The organism is uncultured Microbulbifer sp. (genome assembly GCF_947498635.1).
Lineage (GTDB): Bacteria > Pseudomonadota > Gammaproteobacteria > Pseudomonadales > Cellvibrionaceae > Microbulbifer > Microbulbifer echini.
The window spans coordinates 1-22,144 of record NZ_CANMKV010000055.1; the positions used below are offsets into that span (position 1 = coordinate 1).

Consider the following 22,144-nt stretch of genomic DNA (forward strand, 5'->3'; position numbering starts at 1 on the left):
GGATTCAGCCGCTGTTTTTAGTAAGCGGTACACAAACTACATACTTTAATGAATAATGTGGTTCATGTACCGCTTACCTTCATACCAAGGCATCGAAATATATAAAAATCCTCTGTAGAACCAGCCATCCACGTAGGCTGACCTAGGCGCTCATCACACACACTTTCATTAGGTGATATCATTCCTTCACCTTCTACCTTTGATTCAATACCCCCTCTTCACTCACCTATTGAATTATTAATGAACCCTTTCGTGAAACTGTCCACAAACATAATCAAACTTAAATCGACACAGTAAATTGCGTTTGCAATCAATCGACATTGCGGCTTTTAATTTTATTGGGGAAGGCAACAAAACTGGAGGAAACAGTAGAAAAACAAAATGGCTTATCAAAGTTTTATTTGCAAGATCAACAAAGATTAAGAGCATCAACTATTCATCGAATGGAGAGAATCAGTGTTTAAACAACTTCTAACACTCACACTTTGCTCAATTTTTTCTAGCTCAATATTAGCAAAATCCATATTAATTGATGGCCAACAAATTGAAATCGGTGAAATTGCTGTGAATGGCACTGGCTGTCCAGCCGGATCTGTTACGGCTACAGCAACAGATGACAATAAAAATATCGCCATATTATTTAGTAGGTATAGTGCCGTTACAAATTCAACAAGCCCGATTGCCAGTTCTGATTGTAACTTAGCCCTACCTTTAAGTGTTGAACCTGGATTTTCAGTAGGAATACTTGATATTGATTGGCGAGGCACAGTATTTTCAGCCCCAGGATCCCATATCAACTTTCATCGAGAGTATTTTTTTTCTGGCAATCAAGGCCCTAGCCATGATCACAACTGGAATAGCTCAGGATTCGAGAACTTCATCCTTAATGATCGTCCACCATTTGCTTATTACTCCGGCTGTGATGGAGAAGCACTAATTGCCAGAGCCGATACTGTAGCCACAGTAATTGGTGCTGAGAGTCTGTTTTCTTTGCGCTCTGCAGATGTTGGTGCACAATTGCTTTTAAACATTCAAATTATTCCTTGCGAAGAATAATAAAGAGTAGTTAAGGGCAACAATAATCACTCCCTACCCTAAGTATGGTGGGGAGTAATTGATAAACATATCATTAAAGCTAACCTGTTTAATTCACCAGGCAATTTTTGTATTCGCCGTTAAAAAGCGATTTTACTTTCAGACTTACCACACCGCCCCGGCATAGCTAGTCAGAGACAAGTTGTCAATAAGGGTATGATCAAGTACTTGCAGGTGTTTAACCTGCCAGATACCATTGAACAGTGCCCAGGCATGCGGGCTTCCAATGAGTACTCCATTGTGCAGAGTCAAACGGGTAATACTAAATGGTATGCGCGAAGAGTCCTCTAGTATTCTGACCGACGTTATTCTCCTGCACACGATAATGGCTGGCTACTACGCGGTACATACGCGGGCCACCACTGGCATCTCACGTATCGAAGTAGCCCGCAGTGCTGTTGAGCCCATGTTGGCACCTAAAGCAATCGACGGAACCATCAATGTCATTGCCAAAGAGGTAAAGGGAACCAACCTCAATATCAATCCATCTATGGAGGACAACGATAACAATGGCGAGAGTAAGATACCTTCTCAAGAAAACACCAGTTAAATTGTGCCCTTCTCCCACGACCTGGATGAACGGAACAACCTGATCCTTCGCACAACCTATACCGTCTCCAAGGTTTTTGGCGGCCCCAGGGGAACAGTATTGGTTCTGTTTTGCACGAATAATATCGTGCTGGGTAACGCCACACCAAAGGGTACAAACACTGTCGGCTATTGGGCTCTCGATATGCAACAAACTATTGTTATCGGTGAAAACCTTAGCCGGTGCATGCAACAATTCCAAGTCAATGACTCTTGCCTGGCATTGCTGGCGGAGTACCGAAGATTGCATCCGGTATTCACCATGCTGCAGAGAAACAGACAACTGCAACAGGTACTGGGCGAAGTTCACGGTATGGCTTTTTGTTAGCTAATGAGCCCTAAACGCTGGCTCAGGGGTTGTGTCGCTGGTGAGTAGTTACAGACCTTTAGAACAGCGCTTTGATTTTCATTGTGTCAACAACGACTAGGAAGCACACAGATGGAGTAGATGGGCACCAACACCCTTCTGATGCCCCCAATCACCTGTATCTATTAACTAGAGAGTTATCAACCAAAAGTCAGAAGTCCATGAGCACTACCGTACCGATCCCTCCTCAAGATGTGTACCAACCGGGGGTTATCAAACCAACAAAGTTCAAGCCCAGGAAGTAAATGGCCACTCACATTCTTGATCTCACAGACCGCTCACCAGCCATTAAAACCGTTTATCCTAATTTGGCTGCATAAGTTAACACCTCTCGTAGAATGGCACTCATTCCACAAATAAGCACGAGAGAAATACTAATGGCGTTTTTCAAATTCAACTTAGCTAAGGCCAACGCTAGCTTGAAGTCACTCTTCCTGATATCCAGCTTGTTATCCAGCACTGGCATGGCAAATGGCATCGATGGTGAGTGGAAAGCAACAGTTCAAGTAACTGACAAAGAATGGCTCCCAGTCATTGTCCATATTGACGAAAAGAATGGTGAATGGTCGGGTGAAATAGACAGCCCTGCCCAACAGAAGTACGGGGTCGAGATATCACGATTGCAGGTGAGTGAGAACACTATCTCTTTTGCTGTAGAAGAACTTGATATCGCCTATAAAGGGGTCTACAACCCTATAGTTGACCTTATGTTCGGCAGTAACACTCAGGATGAATCATACCCCCTTAACTTTAGAAAAGTAATTGACAGTACCCCTGAGAATCGACCTCAGACACCTACAGTACCTTTTCCATACACTGTTGAAGACATTCGTTTTAAAAACAAGACAACAAACCACATCCTTGCAGGAACCTTGACCAAGCCAAAGTCTACGATCAAAGCAACGGCGGTGCTTATTAGTGGCTCTGGCCCTCAAGATCGGGATGAAACAGCCTTTGGACATAAAGCCTTCGCGGTAATTGCCGATCACTTGACACGACAGGGATATGCTGTTTTTCGTTATGATGAACGTGGTATTGGCGAATCAACTGGCGACTTCTTCGCAGCGACAACTAAAGATTTTGCCCAGGATACTAATGCAGTGGTTGAATATCTTAATAGCCGTAGCGACCTCCCCTTGGGTAAAGTGGGTTTAATTGGACACAGTGAAGGCGGTATGATTGCCCCCATGGTTGCCAGTAGTCGTGACGATATTGCATTTACAATTCTTCTTGGTGGCCCTACCGTAAAGATCCAAGAACTACTTGTTGACCAATGGCACAAAGATCGGATACATAACGGCACAAAGGTACAAACTTCTCAAAAAATTAGTCAGTTGGATAAGTTAGTTTTTCAACAGCTTGCAGCACTTAGCGAAGGACAAAGCATTACAGAGGAGATTCACCAACTGCTGTACAAGAGCGTAGAATTAGAGGGTTTGAAGGACGATAAACTGGAAGCACAGGTTGAACAACTGAAGAGACAATATTCTACACCTTGGTTTAGATACGCTGTCCGATTCAATCCCGAGCACTACCTGAAAGAAACTAAGAGCCCTTTATTAGCCTTGAACGGCTCACTAGATTTTCAGGTTGATGCAAAAATGAACCTAAATAATTTAGAGAGAATATTAAGTTCCACAGACCATACAGATTATAAAGTGATTGAGCTAGAAAAAATGAACCACCTTTTCCAAGTTGCAGAGAAAGGTTCATTTGCTGAATATGCTGAATTAGAAGAAAGCTTCTCACCTATAGCCCTGAACCTGATGGCAGATTGGTTAAATGAACGCTTCTAGAATTCATCCATACTATCAGAGTACGGCCCCCTGAATGGGGGCCACCTTATAAATAGATGTAAACCATATGAGACTTCTTAAATCCCCAACCCTAACAGCAAAATTTTTGACCTACCATTTTGGCGGCTGGTTACTATTTTCATTAATAAATGCCCTTTCTTTAGGGCTACTTACCCAAGATCATTTCGACAAAATCACCATTCACATAGCCACAGTAGCGTTCACCGTAGGCCTCTCTACTCTTGGGATTCGAGAAATCATATGGCGTCTCAATCTATTTGATAAGAACTGGCAGAAACAATGGATCTACTTTATAGCAACGTCTACTATTCTTGGATTTATCTGTGCTTGCATTTCAGTAAGTTTTATATATGTGTATTATAACCTTGTGGGACATACTGTGCCCTCTTCTTTCTGGGGGGGCGTCCTAGACAACTGGCTCTTCCTAATTATTCTAATGATCACATGGACACTGGTTTATTTCACCATAGTCAATCAGGATCGTCTGCACAAAGCCAAAGAAGATGCCACACAGCTCAAATTACAACTGAATGAAGTTAAAATGAGCGCACTAATGGGACAACTCAACCCTCACTTTTTATTCAATGGTCTGAATAATATTCGTGCACTTATCCTTGAGGATAAGCAAAAGTCAAGAGCGATGCTAACAAACCTTTCAGATCTATTACGCTATACCTTGATGGCACATAAGCAAAATGCCGTGTCATTGCGGGATGAGCTGGAGATAGTTTGTCAATATATAGAATTACTTAAAATTCAATATGAAGACCGCTTAATTTTTAGACTGGACATTGATCAAAACTTGATGGCAGAGAAAATTCCACCACTACTAATCCAGTTACTTGCAGAAAATGCCGTGCGGCACGGTATTGAAAAAACGAAAAAGGGCGGTGTATTAACACTAAAAGCCTCTAAAGATAATAACCATATGCACATTACAGTAACAAACCCAGGTAACTTAAAAAAATCCACACAAAAAATATCTACCGACAGAGTAAAACCAGTTAAAAAAGATGAAAATAGTAATACCGGCTTGGGGCTGATTAACATTAAAAACAGACTCGCCATCCAATACGGAGAGCAATCAAATTTCAAAATCGAGCAACAGGGCCTCAATGTGGTTGCTCAGTGCCAGATTCCAATCTCAATCAAACAAGAAGTGGTATAAGCAGTGAAAGCCATTATTATTGAAGACTCTCGTCTCGCTCGCAATGAACTAAGGGAATTACTAAAGCCTCACAAGGCGATTAACCTGGTAGCCGAAGCGGAAAACTGTGAACAAGCCGTTTCTCTTATTTCAGAAGAAAAGCCAGACCTGATATTCCTGGATATCAACCTACCTGATGGAAGCGGATTTGATATACTCGAGAAACTTCGATTCACACCTAAGGTGATTTTCACAACGGCCTATGATGAATATGCTATCAAGGCATTCGAAGTAAACGCCTTAGACTATCTGCTCAAACCAATCAACCCAAATAAATTGAAGCGCGCTATTGACAAAGCCCTTAATGACACAACATTCACAACTAATGACTTAACAAACTATTTAGATTCTGAAAGCAAGATATTCATCAAAGACGGTGAAAGGTGCTGGCTAATTGAAGTCGGCAAAATTCGCTATTTTGAAAATTGCGGAAATCATGCCCAAGTATTTTTTGAGGACCAAAAACCATTTATCTATAAATCATTATCTAAGATTGAACAACGCTTAAACCCAGAATTATTCTTCCGAGCCAACAGACAGCAGATCATCAACCTAAACTTTATTAAGAATATTGAACCCTGGGTCAATAATAGCTTGCTTGTCATCATGACTGACGAAAAAGAAATAGAAGTCGCCAGGAGGCCGGCCTCTCGACTAAAAGAAATGCTAAGCCTTTAAGCTAAAAATACGCAAAACCGGATTATAGATATTTGAGGGCCGCAAGGTTGGTTAGCAGTCAGACCCAATATGAAAATTCAGCTATCACCAAAGCTGGCCCTTCAGCACCAAATGATTAATTTTCACCGGCTCAAAGTCGCCACTTCTATTTCAATCTATCCCCTTTAACAAAAATACCTGTCAGAAATCGAACCTCAAAAACCTCTTTAAGTAGAAGTTGTCGCCAATCTACCCATTTTCGATATGCCGCATCCAATTATCAGTCATACTTTATCCGCGATTCTCTTTGTCACCTTAACACATTAATAAATAGATCAGCCTTACAGTTATTCTGGGTAGAGGAATTCACAATGTCCAAACTTGTTTTTTCATTCATTTTAACGTCAGCTTTCTTCTTATTCAGCATGGCACACAGCACTACCGCACAATCCAACAACTTGGAGAAAAACAAGAAAATTGCAATGCAAGCTGTAGAATGGTGGTTGAGTGGCTCTGATATTGATCCAAAAACTATTTTTTCTGCCAACTATGTGAACAACCTAGACTCTGCAACAAACCCTAGCGCTGGGCCACAGAAACGTAATTTAAAGGAAGTGGAGAAGGAAGTAGAGAAGTTCCATTCAGCCTTTAAGGATGTCAAGCTCCTTAAAATTATGCAGGTAGCCGAAGGGGATTTGGTTGCAACCCATGTGGTTATCAGAGCCAATCATGTTGGCTCCTTTATGGGCGAACCACCAACGAAGAAAACTGTCACCTATGATGGAGTTGAGTTCGTTAAGATTGAGAATGGTAAAATCATTGAAACCTGGGTAACCTGGGATAAATATGGCTTCTTAAGACAGATGGACGCCCTGGAATTTCTAGATAAGGACTAAGTGACTTATACCTAGGGAACAGTCACAGTCTGCATTGCAATTCCTCAAAACACCTGGATATTCCAGCAAAACCGCGAAAGGTGTACAAAGACTCTGGAAGCCATAGACAACATCGAAATATACGGAGGCCCCCAAATCTAAATCACCTAAAATCATTCACTCTACGCCCTCAAAAAACCTCAAGGACACCACCAGAGCACAGATAAACAACCATCAATAACCTTTACTTACGAGTACATTTTCTGTTTAAAAAAACTACTGAAAACTACTGTTAGAAGCCTGAATATGAATTCTTTTACAAGATAAACCTTCCAAAGTACCCGATCTATATCATTTGATAGACGCTGAACTCCAGAGTCGAATACAGGTCTTTTCATATTCAAATTGATTGGGATCCAGATACTCTCTACCATCACCCTAATTACACTCCCGCCTTCCCCTAACTTCATACAGCTAGAAGTAATGCCGATCAGATTGCTTACTGTTTCACCAGGCCAGGGATACCTAAACGCACAGATAATTCGAAACTCTTTTTAGTAAAAATATATTAAGTACTGCACAGAAAAGTATACTGACGAGACTAAAATACCCTTCCTCAGCATCACCCACCCCAGATCGTGACGTGATCCACAAATTTCCACATAGCACACAATTTTAATAATGTACCTAAGAGTAAACTATGGATAAGTGTTTTAATAAGAAGGTGTTAGCGATAGTGTTAACCACCCTGTTAGCTTCATGCAGTGGTGGTGGAGGCTCTTCCTCAGATTCTAACCCTGCGTCATCACCAGATGGAAATAATGCAGGTCAGGGTTCAGGTGACACCACACCACTTCCAGACAATGAACCCGGTACAGTTACCGTAGGCGATATCGAAACTGCAGACTTGGGCTTTGCCAAAATTACCTCTCGGGATATCACCCTGCCAAATGGCCAGCCCAACGCTAAAGAGGTTCACGGATTACCACACTATATTTCCAAAACAGATAGCACCCAGGACGATAATCTACAGTCAGTCCCCCTGCGAAGTTACACAGCGGCATGCGCAACCGATACCGATAAGCCTCGAATGTTTGTCTCCAAGACAATCAGCGAAGGTAGCGGAGATGATGAAATCACCTATGGTACTGTTTACGAGCTGCAATATAACCCTGAGTCTTCGAGCTTCGATCAAACCGGCAATACTACAATACTGAACCAGTGCTATGAATCACACGGTATTGCGGCCAGCGCTGATTGCTCCCGAGTTGCAGTACTGTGCAATACAGACTACCGAGCAAACGAACGCTACGAGGTACAAGGTGACCTAGTGGAGCAATACGGTAGCGACTGGATGAAAATGGAGGACAATATCAGTCCGATTGATGCCCGCATTGAAAGGGACATCGGCCTGATGATATCTACCAACCACAGTCAATATATCGGCTATTTTACCGACCATCCCACGCTGAAATTTGAAGACTTCCTGCCTGGGCTGAAAACCAACTTCCCCGAGACCGATTTTGGTGATTCTCCATCTTTTAAGACCATTAAAGGTAATGAGATGCAGGAAGAGATGACTTACATCGTCGATCAGCTCTCAGAAACGGACTATAACGCGATGGTCAAGTATATTCGTGAGAAGGGTTATAAATATAACGATCAAATCTGGCTAATGGAATGGGATAATAAAGCCCTCAGTGAAAAACCGGCTGCTTATGTTGTTAATAAGATGCACGGTGGAGGCCATGCCGGTGCCCAGGAGCTTATCTATGTCGAAGATGATAGCAAGGGCCGCACCAGCTATGCTTTCTCCGTCACAGCTCGGGTTTTTGACGGCAGCTATGGTGGCTCTCACTATTCTGCGGGAATGACCGTTATCGATCGTGATAACTGGTCCCTAAACATGAGCGGAAGCAATAATCGTGGTTGGTACTGGCTCTGCGGTTATGGTCACGTGCTAAACATCCGAGCATTCTATAACCCAGACAATGAAAAATATGGAGCAATTTGTACCAGCGATGGCGGCAAATATAATCAGTCGCGTGGATTGAATACTATTGCCATCAAGATGGAAGATACATCTTCTACCAGTAGTTTCGAAGGAAGTTACAATTACCTTGTGCCTTCCGACAATGCATTTTTCTCAAATGGTGGTGGCCACACTGTCGTTCCTGTAGATGAGAACACCAACCTGTCTCTTATCGTATCCCCCAAATACATTGATGACGCAGAAATGAATCGCTTTCTGCAAAGTGAATACGGCATTGATACAAGTAGTGAAGGCCCCTTTGACAAGCAATGCTCAGAGAATACCAACTGCTTCTTTTCCTATATGTCGAACAGCAGCAATCCGACCATTTCCAGACAGGGCCTGCGCAGTGGTGCCGCTCTGGACTCCTCCTCGTTAACCCGTATTGGTATTGCCACAGTGGATGGTAACGGAAGTATTGAGGGACAAGGCTATAAATGGCTGGTAGAAGACTCAGACTGTCAAATTAGCGACCCTCAACTTATCGATTTGAAAAATGGTCGCTACTTATTTGGCTACGCACAATTCCAGTGTATCTCCGACAACCTCCCATACAACCGAAGCTCGGCTAAAAAAGGTGCAATGCATATGCTGGTTCCTAAAGCCTACTATGTAATGGAGATTGACGCAGATTTGAATATAGTAGAGGGCCCCACAAAGCTGACCAAATTTGGTTGGGGTGGCCTCGATGAACCCATCTTCCTTGGCAATGGTAAAGTCGCTTGGTCATACATCAAAAATCCCACCTACGATAACTACGGCGGGGGCAAGCAAAATGTTTGGCAAGCCATGATTTACCACTCAAATAGTGTCAACTAACTGAGTCAAAGAGAGAATTATCCGACTTAATAAATGGAGAGCGCTGCTCTCCATTTATCGTCAATATGACATCGTATGTTTTGAAAATATATACCTATCAAAGCGATACCGACAGCTAGAAGGATACAGCAATTATTAATTTCAAATATCTAAAAAATAGCTAACTTCAATCCACAAATTAGTAACTTGAATCAAAGAAATCTGGAGATAATTTGGCAATATATCACCAAGAGCTAATTGTTTTGGAAAAATTACAACCTATAAAGCTCAGGACAACCGGGATCCCTCAGACAAAAGGTATGCCAACCGGAGGGCTTCAATCGATCTTGAAGAGGGCCTTTGTGTAGCCCGTATATTTTTTAAAATCGATAATATTTGTGTTTGCCCCAAAGCTCTCGCATCCTCAAACAACCGATTCGGTATCGAAGTCCCATTTAGGCTTGCCAACGTTGCATTCAGCTGGAGGGTTCCATTGGAAGGAGGGACAGCTTCAGCTTAAACAATAGGATCTATCTATTTCATTCATTAGCCTTGAATCAGATAGTCTTCACAACTTAATTAGAGCGAAGTAAACGCCTGATACTGACTCAAAAACACCCGCCCAGAGAGCTTGTGCAGAAAACTACTCTTCTCCAAGCAATCCATCACCGGTCCTTTAACCTCAGAGAGGTGAAAGTGAACCCCTCTATCCAGCAGGTTGGTATTAATGGATTCCAAAATTTCCAAAGCACTCCAGTCAATTTCATTCACGGCACTGCACATCAGGATGACATGTTTTACCTGAGGGTTATTGGCAAGACCGGTATATATGCGGTCTTCCAACACGCCGATATTGGAGAAGATCAGGCGGCCATCTACGCGGAAGGTGAGAATCTCGGGAACGGTTTTTACTTGGTGCCGGTGAATATTACGGAAGTGTTCAGTGCCCTCTACCAAGCCCACTTCGGCGATATGGGGTTTGGAGGCTCGATAGATAAATAATAAGAGCGATGCGCCAACACCACAGGCAACGCCAGGCTCGACACCCATTAATAGGGTAACAGCGATTGTCAGAGTAACGGCTATAAAGTCCGCTTTGGAAAAGTGCCAGGTTTTACGCAGGATGGAAAAATCCACCAGAGAGAGAACCGCAACAATAATAGTGGCAGCCAGAGTGGTTTTAGGTAGGTAGTAAAGAACAGGGTTTAAAAAGAGTGCGGCCAGGGCGATGCCCAGGGCGGTAAACAGGCTGGCAAACTGTGTCTGTGCACCCGCAGCATCATTCACCACCGAGCGGGAGAAACCACCACTTACCGGAAAACCTCCAGAGAGGCCGGCGCTGATATTGGCCATGCCCAGGGCAACCAATTCCTGATTACTGTCGACTCTTTGCCGGCGCTTGGCCCCGAGGGTTTTGGCCACCGATATCGATTCCACATAGCCAATAATGGCGATCATCAAGGCGGGCACAAATAGTGTTTGCAACAGTGGCAGGGAGAAATGCGGCATGGTCAGAGGTGGTAAACCGGCGGGTATGGCGCCGACCAGTGCCACCGCGTGGACTTCAAAATCCATGCTAAAAGACAGAGCGATGGTTACCAGCACCCCCAACACTGGGGCCGCCTTGCCCAACAGTGCAGCACTGCGATGGGATAAACCCAGTTTTTCCAGAAATCCTGCGGCAAAAGCTCTGGACGAATACAGAAAAATCACCACCCCCAACCCGGTTAGCAGGGTGAGACTGTTCACATTTTGTACATTCTGCCACAGCGATAACAGTAGCTCCGGTGCGGTATCACCGCTGGCGGGTACGCCCAGTAAATGGCGCAGCTGGCTGAGCGCAATCAGTAATGCGGAAGCCGTGATAAAACCAGAAATCACCGGGTGGGAAAGAAAATTCGCAAGCATACCGAGGCGCAAGGCGCCCAGAAGTGAAAGTATCCCCCCGGAGAGCAGCGCAAGGGCGGCGGCGGCGCTCAGGTAATCCACCTCCCCACTGGCTGTGACCTCCCCCAATGCGGCGGCACTCATCAGTGAAATCACCGCGACCGGCCCCACAGACAAGGTACTGCTGGAGCCGAAAATACCGTAGACCACCAGCGGTACCATGCTCGCGTAGAGACCAACTTCCGCCGGCAGGCCCGCCAGCAGGGCGTAAGCGAGGGACTGGGGAATCAGCAGCACCGTGACAATGGCCGCGGCGAGCAGATCGCGATTAAAAGTGTGACGGTCATAGGATTGGAAAGTGGCGAGGATGGGAAACCATCGGGAGAGTTGCTGTATAACCATGGTTCACTTTCCGCATCTTCTCGTATCACAGCCAGTATCACCCCCTTTATATCGCGGATGTTACTGGCATTAATTTGCGGCACGCATTTGTGCGGCAATCTCAGGCATCGCTCAACAGGCTATCCTGTCGCCAATGCAAGTTAGGTTTAGGGATCGATAGAAACCAGCGCGGCACTCACATCAAAACCGGCTGCCTGAGCCTGACCATGCAGTTGTTTTTTATCGGCGCCCATTAAAATTTTGGCACCCGCCCAAACTTGGCTGGAGCGATTTCCGGTGCGACAGAACGCGTGGATTTTCTCACCGCCCTGCAACACATCGCGGAACGCTTCGCAGTGCTCCCGCTCCATACGTCCGCGGGTAAACGGAATCGCGATAAAACGCAATCCGGCATCCTGTGCAGCCCGGGCCATCTCTTCGTAGCTGGGATGCATTTCGCTCTCTCCTTCCGGACAGTTGCAAACTACCACCTGCACGCCATTTTGCGCCAGCGGTGCCATGGTTTCGCAAGCGATGTGTTCAGAAACGCTGACTTGTTCATCCAATGTTTTAATATTCATAATCGCCTCTAGGTAGCTACAGTGCCAGTTCATCGGGGGTGCAGTATAGATTTAAATAGATTTTAAAGTTGATTCAGCGGTACTTTTAAATAGACAGTGCCGTTGGATTCCGCTGGGGGTAACTGTCCCGCGCGAATATTGACTTGCACCGAGGGAATAATCAGTTTCGGCATCGGTAAACCGGCATCGCGTTTTTTTCGAATCGCTACAAACTCGGTTTCGCTAATACCGTCGCGCAGGTGGATATTTTCCCGACGCTGGCTGCCCACTGTCGTTTCACACTGATAACCCCGCTTGCCCTGTGGCGGGTAGTCGTGACACATAAACATGCGGGTTTCGTCAGGCAGGGATAATATTTTTTTCGCCGACAAATACAGCTGCGCGGCATCGCCTCCGGGAAAATCGCAACGGGCGCTGCCCACATCCGGCATGAACAGGGTATCTCCCACAAACAGGGCATCGCCTATCTGCCAGGCCATATCTGCCGGAGTGTGGCCGGGACTGTAAATTACCCGCGCTTCCAGCGCCCCCACGTGGAAAGTGTCGCCATCCTTGAACAGATGATCGAACTGGCTGCCATCGGCAAGAAACTCTCGCTCCAGGTTGAACACTTCGCGAAAAATCTTCTGCACCAGACAGATCTGCTCACCGATAGCGATGCGCCCGCCCAACTGCTCTCGCAGGAAGGGTGCTGCGGAGAGGTGATCGGCATGCGCATGGGTTTCCAGTATCCATTCCAGGGTGAGATTTTTTTCCTGGATAAACAACACGATCGCCTGCGCACCCCGACTGCTGGTGCGCCCGGATGCCACATCAAAGTTCAGTACGGCATCCACCACGGCAGCCGAACCACCCTCCCTGTCATACACCACATAGCTCCAGGTCTCGGTCTCTCTGTCGAGGAACGACTGTACCTGAGTGCTTTGTTTCACCTGCGGCATTGCATGCCCTCCAATTTCACTACCCGATCAATATACATTCTGATAATATATAAAACAATATATTGTATGTTTGTAAATTGTTCCTAGGCCAAGTGTATGCCCGATACCACGAACCTCGACTTAGACAAGATGCGCGACTCCGCCGGCCAGGCGGCATCCATGCTGCGCTCTTTGGCCAACCACGATCGCTTGCTGCTGCTGTGTCAGCTCAGCCAGGAAGAACTCAATGTAGGCGAACTTGAGGAGCGCTTGGGGCTGCGTCAACCCAGCCTCTCTCAGCAATTGGGTGTACTGCGCCGCGAGGGACTGGTGGACACCCGCCGGGAAGGCAAGCACGTCTACTACCGAGTAGCCGACCCTAAGGTTCTAGCCCTTCTACAAACGCTCTATCAACTTTACTGCGCGGAGTAATTCCATGACCATCGACTGGGCCGCTTTCACACCCGCCACGGCACTCGCTGGCGGCGCTCTTATCGGGCTCGCCAGCGCCCTACTGCTGATTTTTAATGGCCGTATCGCCGGCATCTCTGGAATGGTCGGCAGCTTGCTGGAAAGCAGCTCCGGTGTTGGCTGGCGCCTGGCTTTTATTATCGGCCTATTGCTCGCCCCGCTGGCCTGGCAACTATTTTCCGCCCTCCCCCCCATCAAAATTGCGGCGGGCTACCCCACCCTAATCGCCGCCGGTTTGCTGGTGGGTTTTGGCACTCGCCTGGGCTCCGGCTGCACTAGCGGCCACGGGGTCTGCGGCCTATCCCGCCTCTCCTCCCGCTCCATGATAGCCACTCTGGTCTTTATGGCGGCGGGCTTTGTCACCGTTTATGTCTTGCGCCACCTGCTGGCCGGCTGATCGAGGATTGAATGATGAAAACCACCGTAACCGCATTGCTGGCGGGTTTGATCTTTGGATTGGGGTTGCTGTTATCCGGCATGGCCAACCCGGAAAAAGTATTGGGCTTTTTAGATATCACCGGCGCCTGGGACCCATCCCTGGCACTGGTCATGGCTGGCGCCATCGCCGTAAGCCTGCCCGCCTTTCAATGGTTAAAGGGGCGCGGCGAATCCCTGCTGAAGGGTCCATTACAACTCCCCACCAACACCCATATTGATCGCCGCCTGGTGATCGGCGGCCTGCTGTTTGGCATCGGCTGGGGGCTGGCGGGCTTCTGCCCCGGCCCCGCCATTGTGGCGAGCGGCGCGGGGCAGGAAAAAGCGTTGGTATTTACCCTGGCCATGCTGGCCGGTATGGGCATTTTTAGGCTGGCCGCGCATAAGATGATCCCGGCGCGGGAGTAATTTGATCGCCCAATAACCCCGGCCGCCGCAGCGGTCTATCTTGTTGAATCAAGGCGTTGTCACTATCGGGAGTCCGCCAATCAACAGCACCAAAACATGCGTGTACAGCGCCTAATCCCCCCCTGGCTAAAGCGCTACCAGCCCAGGTGGTTGGTGGGGGATGCTGTGGCCGCGCTCCTGGCCAGCATGATGCTGATTCCCCAGGCTCTGGCCTATGCCGCACTCGCCGGCCTGCCACCCTACCTGGGGCTCTACGCAGGCCTCCTCCCTCTGCTGGGATATGCCCTGTTTGGTTCCAGTTCAGTACTCTCGGTAGGTCCCGTAGCGGTATTGGCCTTGATGACCGCCTCCGCCCTCACCCCCATCGCAACCCCCGGCAGCGCCGAATATATCAACGGCGCCATTCTGCTGGCCCTGCTCAGCGGAGTCATGCTGTTGCTGATGGGATTTCTCGGTCTCGGCAGCCTCTCTAATTTACTGAGCCTACCAGTGGTGGACGGCTTTGTGTCCGGCGCGGCGGTGCTGATTATCGCCGGCCAAATCGCCCCACTGCTCGGCACACACAGCGAGGGCCACACAGCCCTGGAAATACTGTTAAGCACCGTCAGCAACAGCCCGATGAGCGACCCGGATGCGGCCCTGATGGGGTTGATTGCCCTGGCCAGCCTGGTTATCGCACGCCTCGGGCTCCCCCTCTTGTTGCGTACTCTGGGCATTGAAACCACTCGGGCAAAATTGCTATCGCGTCTCGCCCCTATGCTGGTGGTACTGCTCTCTATTGTGCTCACCGCCGTCTTTCACTGGGAAAATGACTTGCCAGTGGTGGGGGAAATCCCCGCGGGCCTACCGGACCTCACCGTGCCCATTTTTAATCCGGGCATGATTTACCAGTTGCTGTTACCGGCACTGATTATCGCTCTGCTCGGGTTTGTCGAGAGCCTCTCGGTTGCCCACACCATCGCCCTGCGCCGGGGAGAAAAACTCGATGCCAATGCCGAACTGCGCGGCCTCGGCGCCTCCAATATCCTCAGTGCGTTTTCCGGCGGATTTGCGGTAACGGGCAGCTTTGCGCGCACCGCGGTCAACGATGAGGCGGGCGCGAAGTCGCCGCTGAGCGGTGTTATCGCCGCAGCACTGATCGCCCTGGTGCTGCTCTATGCCACCAAGGTATTTACCGAGCTTCCCGTCTGCGTACTGGCCGCGACGATTATCGTCGCGGCCGCCAATCTGATCGACCTGCGCGCACTGGCACACCACTGGCACTACGACCGCACCGATGGCCTGGCCATGGGCGGCACCCTGCTGGGCGTGATTTTATTTGGTGTAGAGGCGGGCATCGGCCTGGGCGTGGGGCTGTCTTTCGCCACCCTGATCTGGCGCACCAGCCGGCCACACATCGCAGTGGTGGGGCGCGTTCCAGGGACCGAACACTTTCGCAATGTGTTGCGCTACACAGTAAAAACCCAGCCGGATATCCTCTTCTTGCGCATCGATGAAAACCTGTTTTTCAGCAATATCAGCGCGGTGGAGGATCGCCTGTTCACGGAGGTAAAGCGCCATAAAAGCTTGCGCGACCTAGTGCTGATTCTCTCCTCAGTCAATCGTATTGACAGCACCGCCACCGAGCGCCTGCAGCAGGTCAACCAGGATTTGCTAGAGCGCAATATCTGCCTGCACCTGGCGGAGGTTAAGGGCCCAGTGCTCGACCGATTGGGGCGTTCGAAGCTGCTCCAGCAACTGACGGGCCGAGTATTTCTCTCCGCGTATATCGCCGAACTGGCCCTGCGCCATCACAATATTCAAGAGGATGGCCAGCCCAACACACCAGCCTCCCCAGGCAATTCCACCGACTCCGCCTAGAGAGCGCACTCGGCAGCTTGTCTGCCACCACCAATCACTGGCAAAATATCCAGTATTTGGGCGAAGGACACCATGGCTGGCGATACACTGACTTCAGAACAGCGGGCCATAGCGGATCACCCCGGCGGCCACGCCAAAATTATTGCCGTAGCCGGCTCCGGCAAAACCACCGCCCTGTTGCACTATGTAAAAAACCGTTTGGATGCCGGCATTCCCGCCGCTCAACTCTTGGTCTTAATGTACAACCGCAGCGCGCGTGAGGATTTCGACCGCCGCATGGGTCCGCTGGTCGACAGCCACACACCTTCGGTACACACCTTCCACAGCGTCGGCTACCGCCTGTACCAGCGCATGATCGCCAGCGGGCACATCCCCGCAGCCAGCCTCAGCCCCCTGCCCCAAACCACCGTGCAGCTACAAATCTGGAAAGCGATCGAGGGGTGCGCCCCCACCCATGAGCTGGAGGAAATCCGCGAACGCAAGCAATCGGAAATAGAGGCCGCAGAGTTTTTTATCGACTACAGCAAAACTCTACTTTCCGGTGAACACAGCGCTTTGCGAGAACTAAAACTCGGTGACGAATACGGCTATTTTTTGCAGGTATTTCGCAATTTTGAACAGTGGCGCCGCAGTCAGGGAGCTGTGACCTACGCCGACCTGATCTACGACCCGGTAAAATTACTGCATGAAAAACCGGAGCTGTCACCACAATACGGCGGCCACTACCAAGATATCCTGGTGGACGAGTACCAGGACATCAATGAAATACAACATTTTCTATTGCGGGTGCTACAGGGAGGCAATGGCAATGTGATTGCCATTGGCGATCCTGACCAGACCATTTATGAGTGGCGCGGCTCCAAGCCCGCCTTCCTGCTCGAATTGTTTGACCAGGATTTTCCACCCTCGCATATCTACAAATTGAGCCGCACTTTTCGTTACGGACACCAGCTGTCCCTGGCCGCCAACCACTTTATTGAAAATAATCGGGACCGCGCCGATATTTTTTGTGTTTCTGCCGACACAGAGCGTCAAACCGACATCGAGCTTGTGAGCAGCGATAAAGAGGGCCGCTGGCTGGTGGAGCATCTGCGCCGCTGCCAAAAGCAGGGCCAGTCACTGGCAGATACCGCCGTACTGGTGCGCCTCTGGTCCATTGCCGCCCCTCTTGAGCTAGCGCTATTAGCCAATAGCATCCCCTATCACTCCGCTAGCCGTAATACGGTGCTATCGCGGCGCGAGCTGCGCCCGTTGTTCTGGAGCCTGAATATCGCCTCCGGCCGCTTTAGTGAACTTCCACCTAAGCGACGCCAGCAGGGCTTGTACGAATGGCTGACCGCCCCCCATGTGCGCATCCCGCGCAAAGTGCTCGAACCCCTCTGCGCGGCACTTGCCACCCGCGAGAACGGCTGGGGCAAACAGCTGCTTGCCCAGCTGCCCGAGGGCCTGAGCAAACCCCAGACGAAACGCCTGCGCCAGCGGGCGGAGCTTTTAATACAGATTGAGAGCTGGCGCGGCCATGCCGGCGAATTATTGCGCCGGCATATTGGCGAGCTGGAACTCCTCAGCGGTATTGCGGAAGACGCCTTCACCCGCCAGCAGGGTGAGGAGCGCCAGCAGACCATTCTCGCCTTCTGCCAATATCTGGATACACTCAAGCAGCCCCCAACTGAAGCCCTGGCACACCTCCAAGAATTGCAGCGGCAGCACCGCGAAGGCGAGCGGACCGCCGCAGATGCCATCCAAATCACCACCATGCACCAAGCTAAGGGACTGGAGTGGGACCAGGTGATTATTCCCACCCTCACCCAGCACAACATGCCCTACCAATCCCAACGGGACTTCAGCACACCCGCCTCGATGGAAAGTGAGCGCCGCCTGATGTATGTGGCTATGACACGGGCAAAATCCAGGCTATTTTTGCTCGCACCCACCGAGGCCGCCAAACTCAAAGACCCCGACGCTGCGCAGCCCTCATTATTCATTCAAGAAATGCAATTGCCCCTCAGTAAGTTGATGACACAATGCCTGCGTGAACGCCCCGAGCATATCCATACGGACATTCCCGTCTCCCGCCAGGCGCTCCGCTATCTTGAGGCCTGCGACTACACCCCAGAACTCACTGCGCCCGCCGCACCCGTGCGCAAGCCAGCCCTAGGCGAGGGCCTGCACCACAACAAGTTGGGCCAAGGGCGCGTTCTTAAATGGGAAGATCAGCGTATTGAAGTGCTGTTCAGTGACGGCAAGGCACGGCGTTTTGATTGGGACACCCTGGCCCGCTATTTGGTGTAGGGGCTTGCGTAGCTCTTGCTGAAACCCTGTAACTCCACTGCGCCCCCAGTATAGGCCCCTCGGAGAAAGATCTTCTCAGTTGCTATCTTGGCATTGTCGCATGCATGGGTAAGGCAATGATTTGTAACGACTTTTCGCAAAAAGTAGTTGACTTGGTCAAAGCCTCTCTATAGTATCCGCACCCGTAACGCGCTCGTAGCTCAGCTGGATAGAGTACCTGGCTACGAACCAGGCGGTCGGAGGTTCGAATCCTCCCGAGCGCGCCATACAAATCAAAGGCTTACGTCTCACGGCGTAAGCCTTTTTTTGTTGTGGGGCAAATTAAATAGGGTAATCACTCAAAACCTGTACATTTAGACAGCCCCTTCCGACATACAACTGACGCCTTAACGGCCCCCACAAGTCAATCTATGACCCCCCAAAATAAGGGACAACAAGCTCAGTTAAATCAAGTCACCACTCTCGGCAAATCCCCCCACCGAGTGGTATAGGCAGGCGATGTAAAAGCCTGCCGCATCTTCCATTTTCTTCTGGATACCTTCGGCCCCTAGAAACAGTGTCCCGCGGCCGAACTCTTTATTGATCCTGTCCATCGTTTGCATGGTCTCCCCTGCTCTAATCGATTGCCCTGGGGTGAATAGACCCCCAGGCCGAGGGCGCGGGGGATTATCTCGATAAGCCCGACGCCTGCTTTCATAAAGCGGCAGCCGGGGCGGTATAGATCTGCAATGGTTTCCCTCACTAGCCGCACGATTACCCGTGTGTCATCGGTGGGGTAAGGCGTCTGCACAACCGTGCTGCGGCTGTAATAGTTGGGTTCATGGGGTGAGGTGTGCAGGAATAGATGGATCGACTTTACCAGGGATTTCTGTGCGCGCAGTTTCTCAGCGGCCCTGCTGCCGTACAGTGTGGCGGCTTGTAGTATCGGCGCCATTGGAGCATAGCGTAGGCTGCCCGGCGCCGACAGGCGTGAAGTTAATGGCCTTGCTATATGCGGACATCTGCACAGCCAAGCTGCTTTGTAAAATTATCAATTTCTTTAACCGATGTGATCCTATAAATATCTTTACCTTTACTACGAGACTGAATTTTCTCTAACAGCTCAGGAGTCCAGAACTTGGGGGATAACCGTAGATATTTCCAGCTCGCCAATGTGCCTTTAAAAACTGAGCTACCTTCAGGCCACCCTTCAGGTTTTACAAAAAAGCTCTTTAGTAGCCTCTTGGTAACCCACCAGTAGTGAACAGAATACGGCAAATCAACGTAAATGAGTGTATCTGCGGCATCAATACGCAACCAAAAAGATTCCAATGTACCAAGCCCTTCAATTATCCAGCTGTCAGCGCCTATCATGTCAGCATGCTTTTTCGAATACTCTTCCGGTGAAACACGCTCACCATTCTTCTTATACTCGATTAAATCTAATGCACACAGTTTGATACCCGTTTCAACAGAAAGCTTTCTGCTCAGTGTTGATTTACCTCCCCCTGGCTTCCCAAACACAACAACCTTATTCACTTAATGACGCTTCCTTTTTCTCGGGCCTTGACTGCATATAACGCCTGGCGCCCAGGCGAGCAACTTGTTGCGAGTCCAGTGCGGGATTGCGCCGGCACTTGTTAAATTTTTTGCTCATAGTACCGCGCTACAGGTGAATAATACATTAATGCCAGCAGCACGCCAGACAACACCATAGATATTTCATAGAGCACTTGGCTGAAACCGCCGTAAACCGTAATACCCATGAATGGATACAGAGTAAATGCCGCAACAAACCCAGCAGCATAAACATGCCTTGCCCATGATTTGAATAGAAGCAGACCGATCACTGAAACCAGTGCCATAATGATTGCAACAACAGCTAATGAACCAGCCACAACAAGTTCTGTACCTTCAATCTCAGGCTCTATCTCGATAATATAATCGAATACCTGATCAGTTATTGGGTCAGACCAAATATAGTCGTACACGCCAGAAAGCAAGCCTATGCCTAGTGACACTATAATTAGTGTTCGATATTGATTCTTGGTCATAGAAATTTAACGCGCAGCCAGCGCGGAGCGCATTTTGTGTTAATGTTTGAGCGCCAGCGAGTAACACAAAATGTGCGTAGTGTTGGCTGTCGCTCTGCCGCTGCTTGTTATGCATGGGCCTCGCTCATGGGGTGGATCAGCTCTGAGTAGTACTTAAACTCAAGGATGTTCCCCGATGGATCTTTTATAATGTATTTTCCAGACTCGGCTTCAGTATCTATTTTTATTACATTTGGCGAAAGAACATAACCAGTATTACTTGCGGAAACTCTTTCAGAAAGATTATGCCACTCATCTTTATCAAGAATCACACCAAAGTGATCAATAGGGCTTACTTCGGATGGGCAATTATTCCTATGGATAGTTAGTTGGTGGCCGAAAAAGTGAATATCAAGCCATGTCTCTTTTTCCCTACCGGTACGACACCCAAGCACTTCCTCATAAAATTTTCGGGTGGTTTCAAAGTTGTCAGCCACAAAAGATAAATGGAATATTCCTTTCACTTCTTCCTCACTTCTTTAATGCATAACGCCCACAGCAGGGGCGGCCGAAGCGTAGTGTAGGCCGTCCCGCAGAGGCCCGTAGGGCCGGCGCAAACTGCCTGTGATTGTTAAATGGCATAGCCGCCGAGCCTACTGATTGTAAATGCAACGAATTCACCAACAACCTTTGGGTCATGTGTGTGTAATACGTCCTCCTCGACGAGAACACCACAATCTACCTTAACTGGATTTATTGAAACAATTTGTCCAAAAGCTCTGTATTTCCAGCCATGCACTTGCTCTAAACATTTTTTCTTTTCCAGATTTCCTTGGAAAATAGACTCCCAAGACTCTTCTTCGTCAAGCATGTTAGCGAACTCAAATTCAAACACACCTTCATCTTTGGGTATGCTTTCGACATCAGGAGTTAATTCATCCATAACACAGTACTCAGCGCCCCCTATTTCAATAAGCGCCTCAAGATATTTACCTTCTGTAGAAAGTAGCTTCGCTTTCATATTCGCAATTTAACGTCCGCCGCACAGGCGAGCAACTTGTTGCGAGTCCAGCGCACGTAGTGCGCGATTGTGCCGGCACTTGTTAAATTTTTCACGGAACAAGCTCAACTACCTCACCGACTTTAAATTTACTTTTGTCATTACCATTTACAAGGTAAAAACAAAACACATCCAAATCTGGACTGCCATCCTTTTTTAAAGCCCTAGGTTGTGTCACCGATTTCTTTATTGGGCACCCAGCTAATGCGGGATTATCTCCGAGTTCAAATTTGGTGTCATCGAGCACACGGACGAATATGCCAACTGGCTTTCTTTCTAGTATGTGCTCTATCTTTACTTTTTGACTCATGATCTTATGAAATTTAACGCTAAGATAACCTGCGCTGCAGGCGGCAAAAAAATGACCTGGCATTGAATTTAGGCCGAACTAAAGAGGCCCA

General features: G+C 48.7%; 22 protein-coding genes, 1 tRNA gene and 1 pseudogene. 14 read left to right on the plus strand and 10 right to left on the minus strand.

The annotated features are described in order from the left end of the window. Positions 1-456 precede the first annotated feature (456 nt). The 8 genes from Q1A69_RS18425 (at position 457) to Q1A69_RS18460 (ending at position 9,457) form a co-directional block, all read left to right on the plus strand. Positions 457-1,056: a DUF4360 domain-containing protein gene (locus tag Q1A69_RS18425; protein WP_299588858.1), complete on the plus strand. Its 600-nt coding sequence runs from the start codon at positions 457-459 to the stop codon at positions 1,054-1,056. A gap of 265 nt (positions 1,057-1,321) precedes the next feature. Continuing rightward, positions 1,322-1,645: a hypothetical protein gene (locus Q1A69_RS18430; protein WP_299588862.1), complete on the plus strand. Its 324-nt coding sequence runs from the start codon at positions 1,322-1,324 to the stop codon at positions 1,643-1,645. A 3-nt stretch (positions 1,646-1,648) separates the two neighbouring features. Beyond that, a complete protein-coding gene (locus tag Q1A69_RS18435) occupies positions 1,649-2,011 on the plus strand; it encodes a hypothetical protein (RefSeq protein WP_299588865.1) in 363 nt (120 codons plus the stop codon). Positions 2,012-2,427: 416 nt separating this feature from the next. Continuing rightward, complete coding sequence (locus Q1A69_RS18440) at positions 2,428-3,846, plus strand: alpha/beta hydrolase (RefSeq protein ID WP_299588868.1); 1,419 nt, start codon at positions 2,428-2,430, stop codon at positions 3,844-3,846. Positions 3,847-3,913: 67 nt separating this feature from the next. Beyond that, on the plus strand, positions 3,914-5,035 hold the full coding sequence (locus tag Q1A69_RS18445) for a histidine kinase (RefSeq protein ID WP_299588870.1): 1,122 nt from the start codon (positions 3,914-3,916) through the stop codon (positions 5,033-5,035). Positions 5,036-5,038: 3 nt separating this feature from the next. Continuing rightward, positions 5,039-5,752 carry a LytTR family DNA-binding domain-containing protein gene (locus Q1A69_RS18450; protein WP_299588874.1) on the plus strand — a complete coding sequence of 238 codons (714 nt, stop codon included), beginning with the start codon at positions 5,039-5,041 and terminating at the stop codon, positions 5,750-5,752. 350 nt (positions 5,753-6,102) lie between these two features. Continuing rightward, positions 6,103-6,627, plus strand: a complete 525-nt coding sequence (locus tag Q1A69_RS18455; RefSeq protein ID WP_299588877.1) for an ester cyclase — start codon at positions 6,103-6,105, stop codon at positions 6,625-6,627. A 679-nt stretch (positions 6,628-7,306) separates the two neighbouring features. Continuing rightward, positions 7,307-9,457, plus strand: coding sequence for a hypothetical protein (locus Q1A69_RS18460; protein WP_299588881.1), 2,151 nt, complete (start codon positions 7,307-7,309; stop codon positions 9,455-9,457). Positions 9,458-10,015: 558 nt separating this feature from the next. Here the strand turns inward: Q1A69_RS18460 and sulP (Q1A69_RS18465) are convergent. From sulP (Q1A69_RS18465) to Q1A69_RS18475, 3 genes are all read right to left on the minus strand, one after another. Further along, positions 10,016-11,725: a sulfate permease gene (sulP, locus tag Q1A69_RS18465; protein ID WP_299588883.1), complete on the minus strand. Its 1,710-nt coding sequence runs from the start codon at positions 11,723-11,725 to the stop codon at positions 10,016-10,018. A gap of 146 nt (positions 11,726-11,871) precedes the next feature. Beyond that, positions 11,872-12,285, minus strand: a complete 414-nt coding sequence (locus tag Q1A69_RS18470) for a TIGR01244 family sulfur transferase (protein WP_299588885.1) — start codon at positions 12,283-12,285, stop codon at positions 11,872-11,874. A gap of 62 nt (positions 12,286-12,347) precedes the next feature. Then, positions 12,348-13,226: an MBL fold metallo-hydrolase gene (locus Q1A69_RS18475; RefSeq protein WP_299588887.1), complete on the minus strand. Its 879-nt coding sequence runs from the start codon at positions 13,224-13,226 to the stop codon at positions 12,348-12,350. 96 nt (positions 13,227-13,322) lie between these two features. On the opposite strand from Q1A69_RS18475, the gene Q1A69_RS18480 reads away from it, so the two are divergent. From Q1A69_RS18480 to Q1A69_RS18505, 6 genes are all read left to right on the plus strand, one after another. Then, complete coding sequence (locus tag Q1A69_RS18480; protein ID WP_299588890.1) at positions 13,323-13,637, plus strand: metalloregulator ArsR/SmtB family transcription factor; 315 nt, start codon at positions 13,323-13,325, stop codon at positions 13,635-13,637. A gap of 4 nt (positions 13,638-13,641) precedes the next feature. Continuing rightward, a complete protein-coding gene (locus Q1A69_RS18485; RefSeq protein WP_299588892.1) occupies positions 13,642-14,073 on the plus strand; it encodes a YeeE/YedE family protein in 432 nt (143 codons plus the stop codon). Positions 14,074-14,087: 14 nt separating this feature from the next. Next, a complete protein-coding gene (locus Q1A69_RS18490; RefSeq protein ID WP_299588895.1) occupies positions 14,088-14,519 on the plus strand; it encodes a YeeE/YedE family protein in 432 nt (143 codons plus the stop codon). Between the two features lie 96 nt (positions 14,520-14,615). Beyond that, a complete protein-coding gene (gene sulP, locus Q1A69_RS18495) occupies positions 14,616-16,379 on the plus strand; it encodes a sulfate permease (protein WP_299588898.1) in 1,764 nt (587 codons plus the stop codon). Between the two features lie 72 nt (positions 16,380-16,451). Beyond that, on the plus strand, positions 16,452-18,671 hold the full coding sequence (locus tag Q1A69_RS18500; protein ID WP_299588900.1) for an ATP-dependent helicase: 2,220 nt from the start codon (positions 16,452-16,454) through the stop codon (positions 18,669-18,671). A 189-nt stretch (positions 18,672-18,860) separates the two neighbouring features. After that, positions 18,861-18,937 (plus strand) — tRNA-Arg (locus Q1A69_RS18505). 182 nt (positions 18,938-19,119) lie between these two features. Here the strand turns inward: Q1A69_RS18505 and Q1A69_RS20455 are convergent. The 7 genes and pseudogenes from Q1A69_RS20455 to Q1A69_RS18540 form a co-directional block, all read right to left on the minus strand. After that, positions 19,120-19,188, minus strand: coding sequence for a DUF4113 domain-containing protein (locus Q1A69_RS20455; protein WP_366525612.1), 69 nt, complete (start codon positions 19,186-19,188; stop codon positions 19,120-19,122). Positions 19,189-19,344: 156 nt separating this feature from the next. Beyond that, positions 19,345-19,605 (minus strand): annotated as a pseudogene (locus tag Q1A69_RS18515) (UMUC domain-containing protein DNA-repair protein); the annotation flags it as partial. Positions 19,606-19,658: 53 nt separating this feature from the next. Further along, positions 19,659-20,189, minus strand: coding sequence for an adenylate kinase (locus Q1A69_RS18520; protein ID WP_299588906.1), 531 nt, complete (start codon positions 20,187-20,189; stop codon positions 19,659-19,661). Between the two features lie 101 nt (positions 20,190-20,290). Continuing rightward, positions 20,291-20,704: a hypothetical protein gene (locus Q1A69_RS18525; RefSeq protein WP_299588909.1), complete on the minus strand. Its 414-nt coding sequence runs from the start codon at positions 20,702-20,704 to the stop codon at positions 20,291-20,293. Positions 20,705-20,811: 107 nt separating this feature from the next. Further along, positions 20,812-21,207 (minus strand): VOC family protein, encoded by a 396-nt coding sequence (locus tag Q1A69_RS18530; protein WP_143732495.1) that lies wholly within the window; start codon positions 21,205-21,207, stop codon positions 20,812-20,814. Between the two features lie 107 nt (positions 21,208-21,314). Further along, entirely contained in the window at positions 21,315-21,704 is a 390-nt protein-coding gene (locus Q1A69_RS18535; RefSeq protein ID WP_299588912.1) for a hypothetical protein, read from the minus strand. A 91-nt stretch (positions 21,705-21,795) separates the two neighbouring features. Beyond that, on the minus strand, positions 21,796-22,116 hold the full coding sequence (locus Q1A69_RS18540; protein WP_299588915.1) for a hypothetical protein: 321 nt from the start codon (positions 22,114-22,116) through the stop codon (positions 21,796-21,798). Positions 22,117-22,144: the final 28 nt, after the last annotated feature.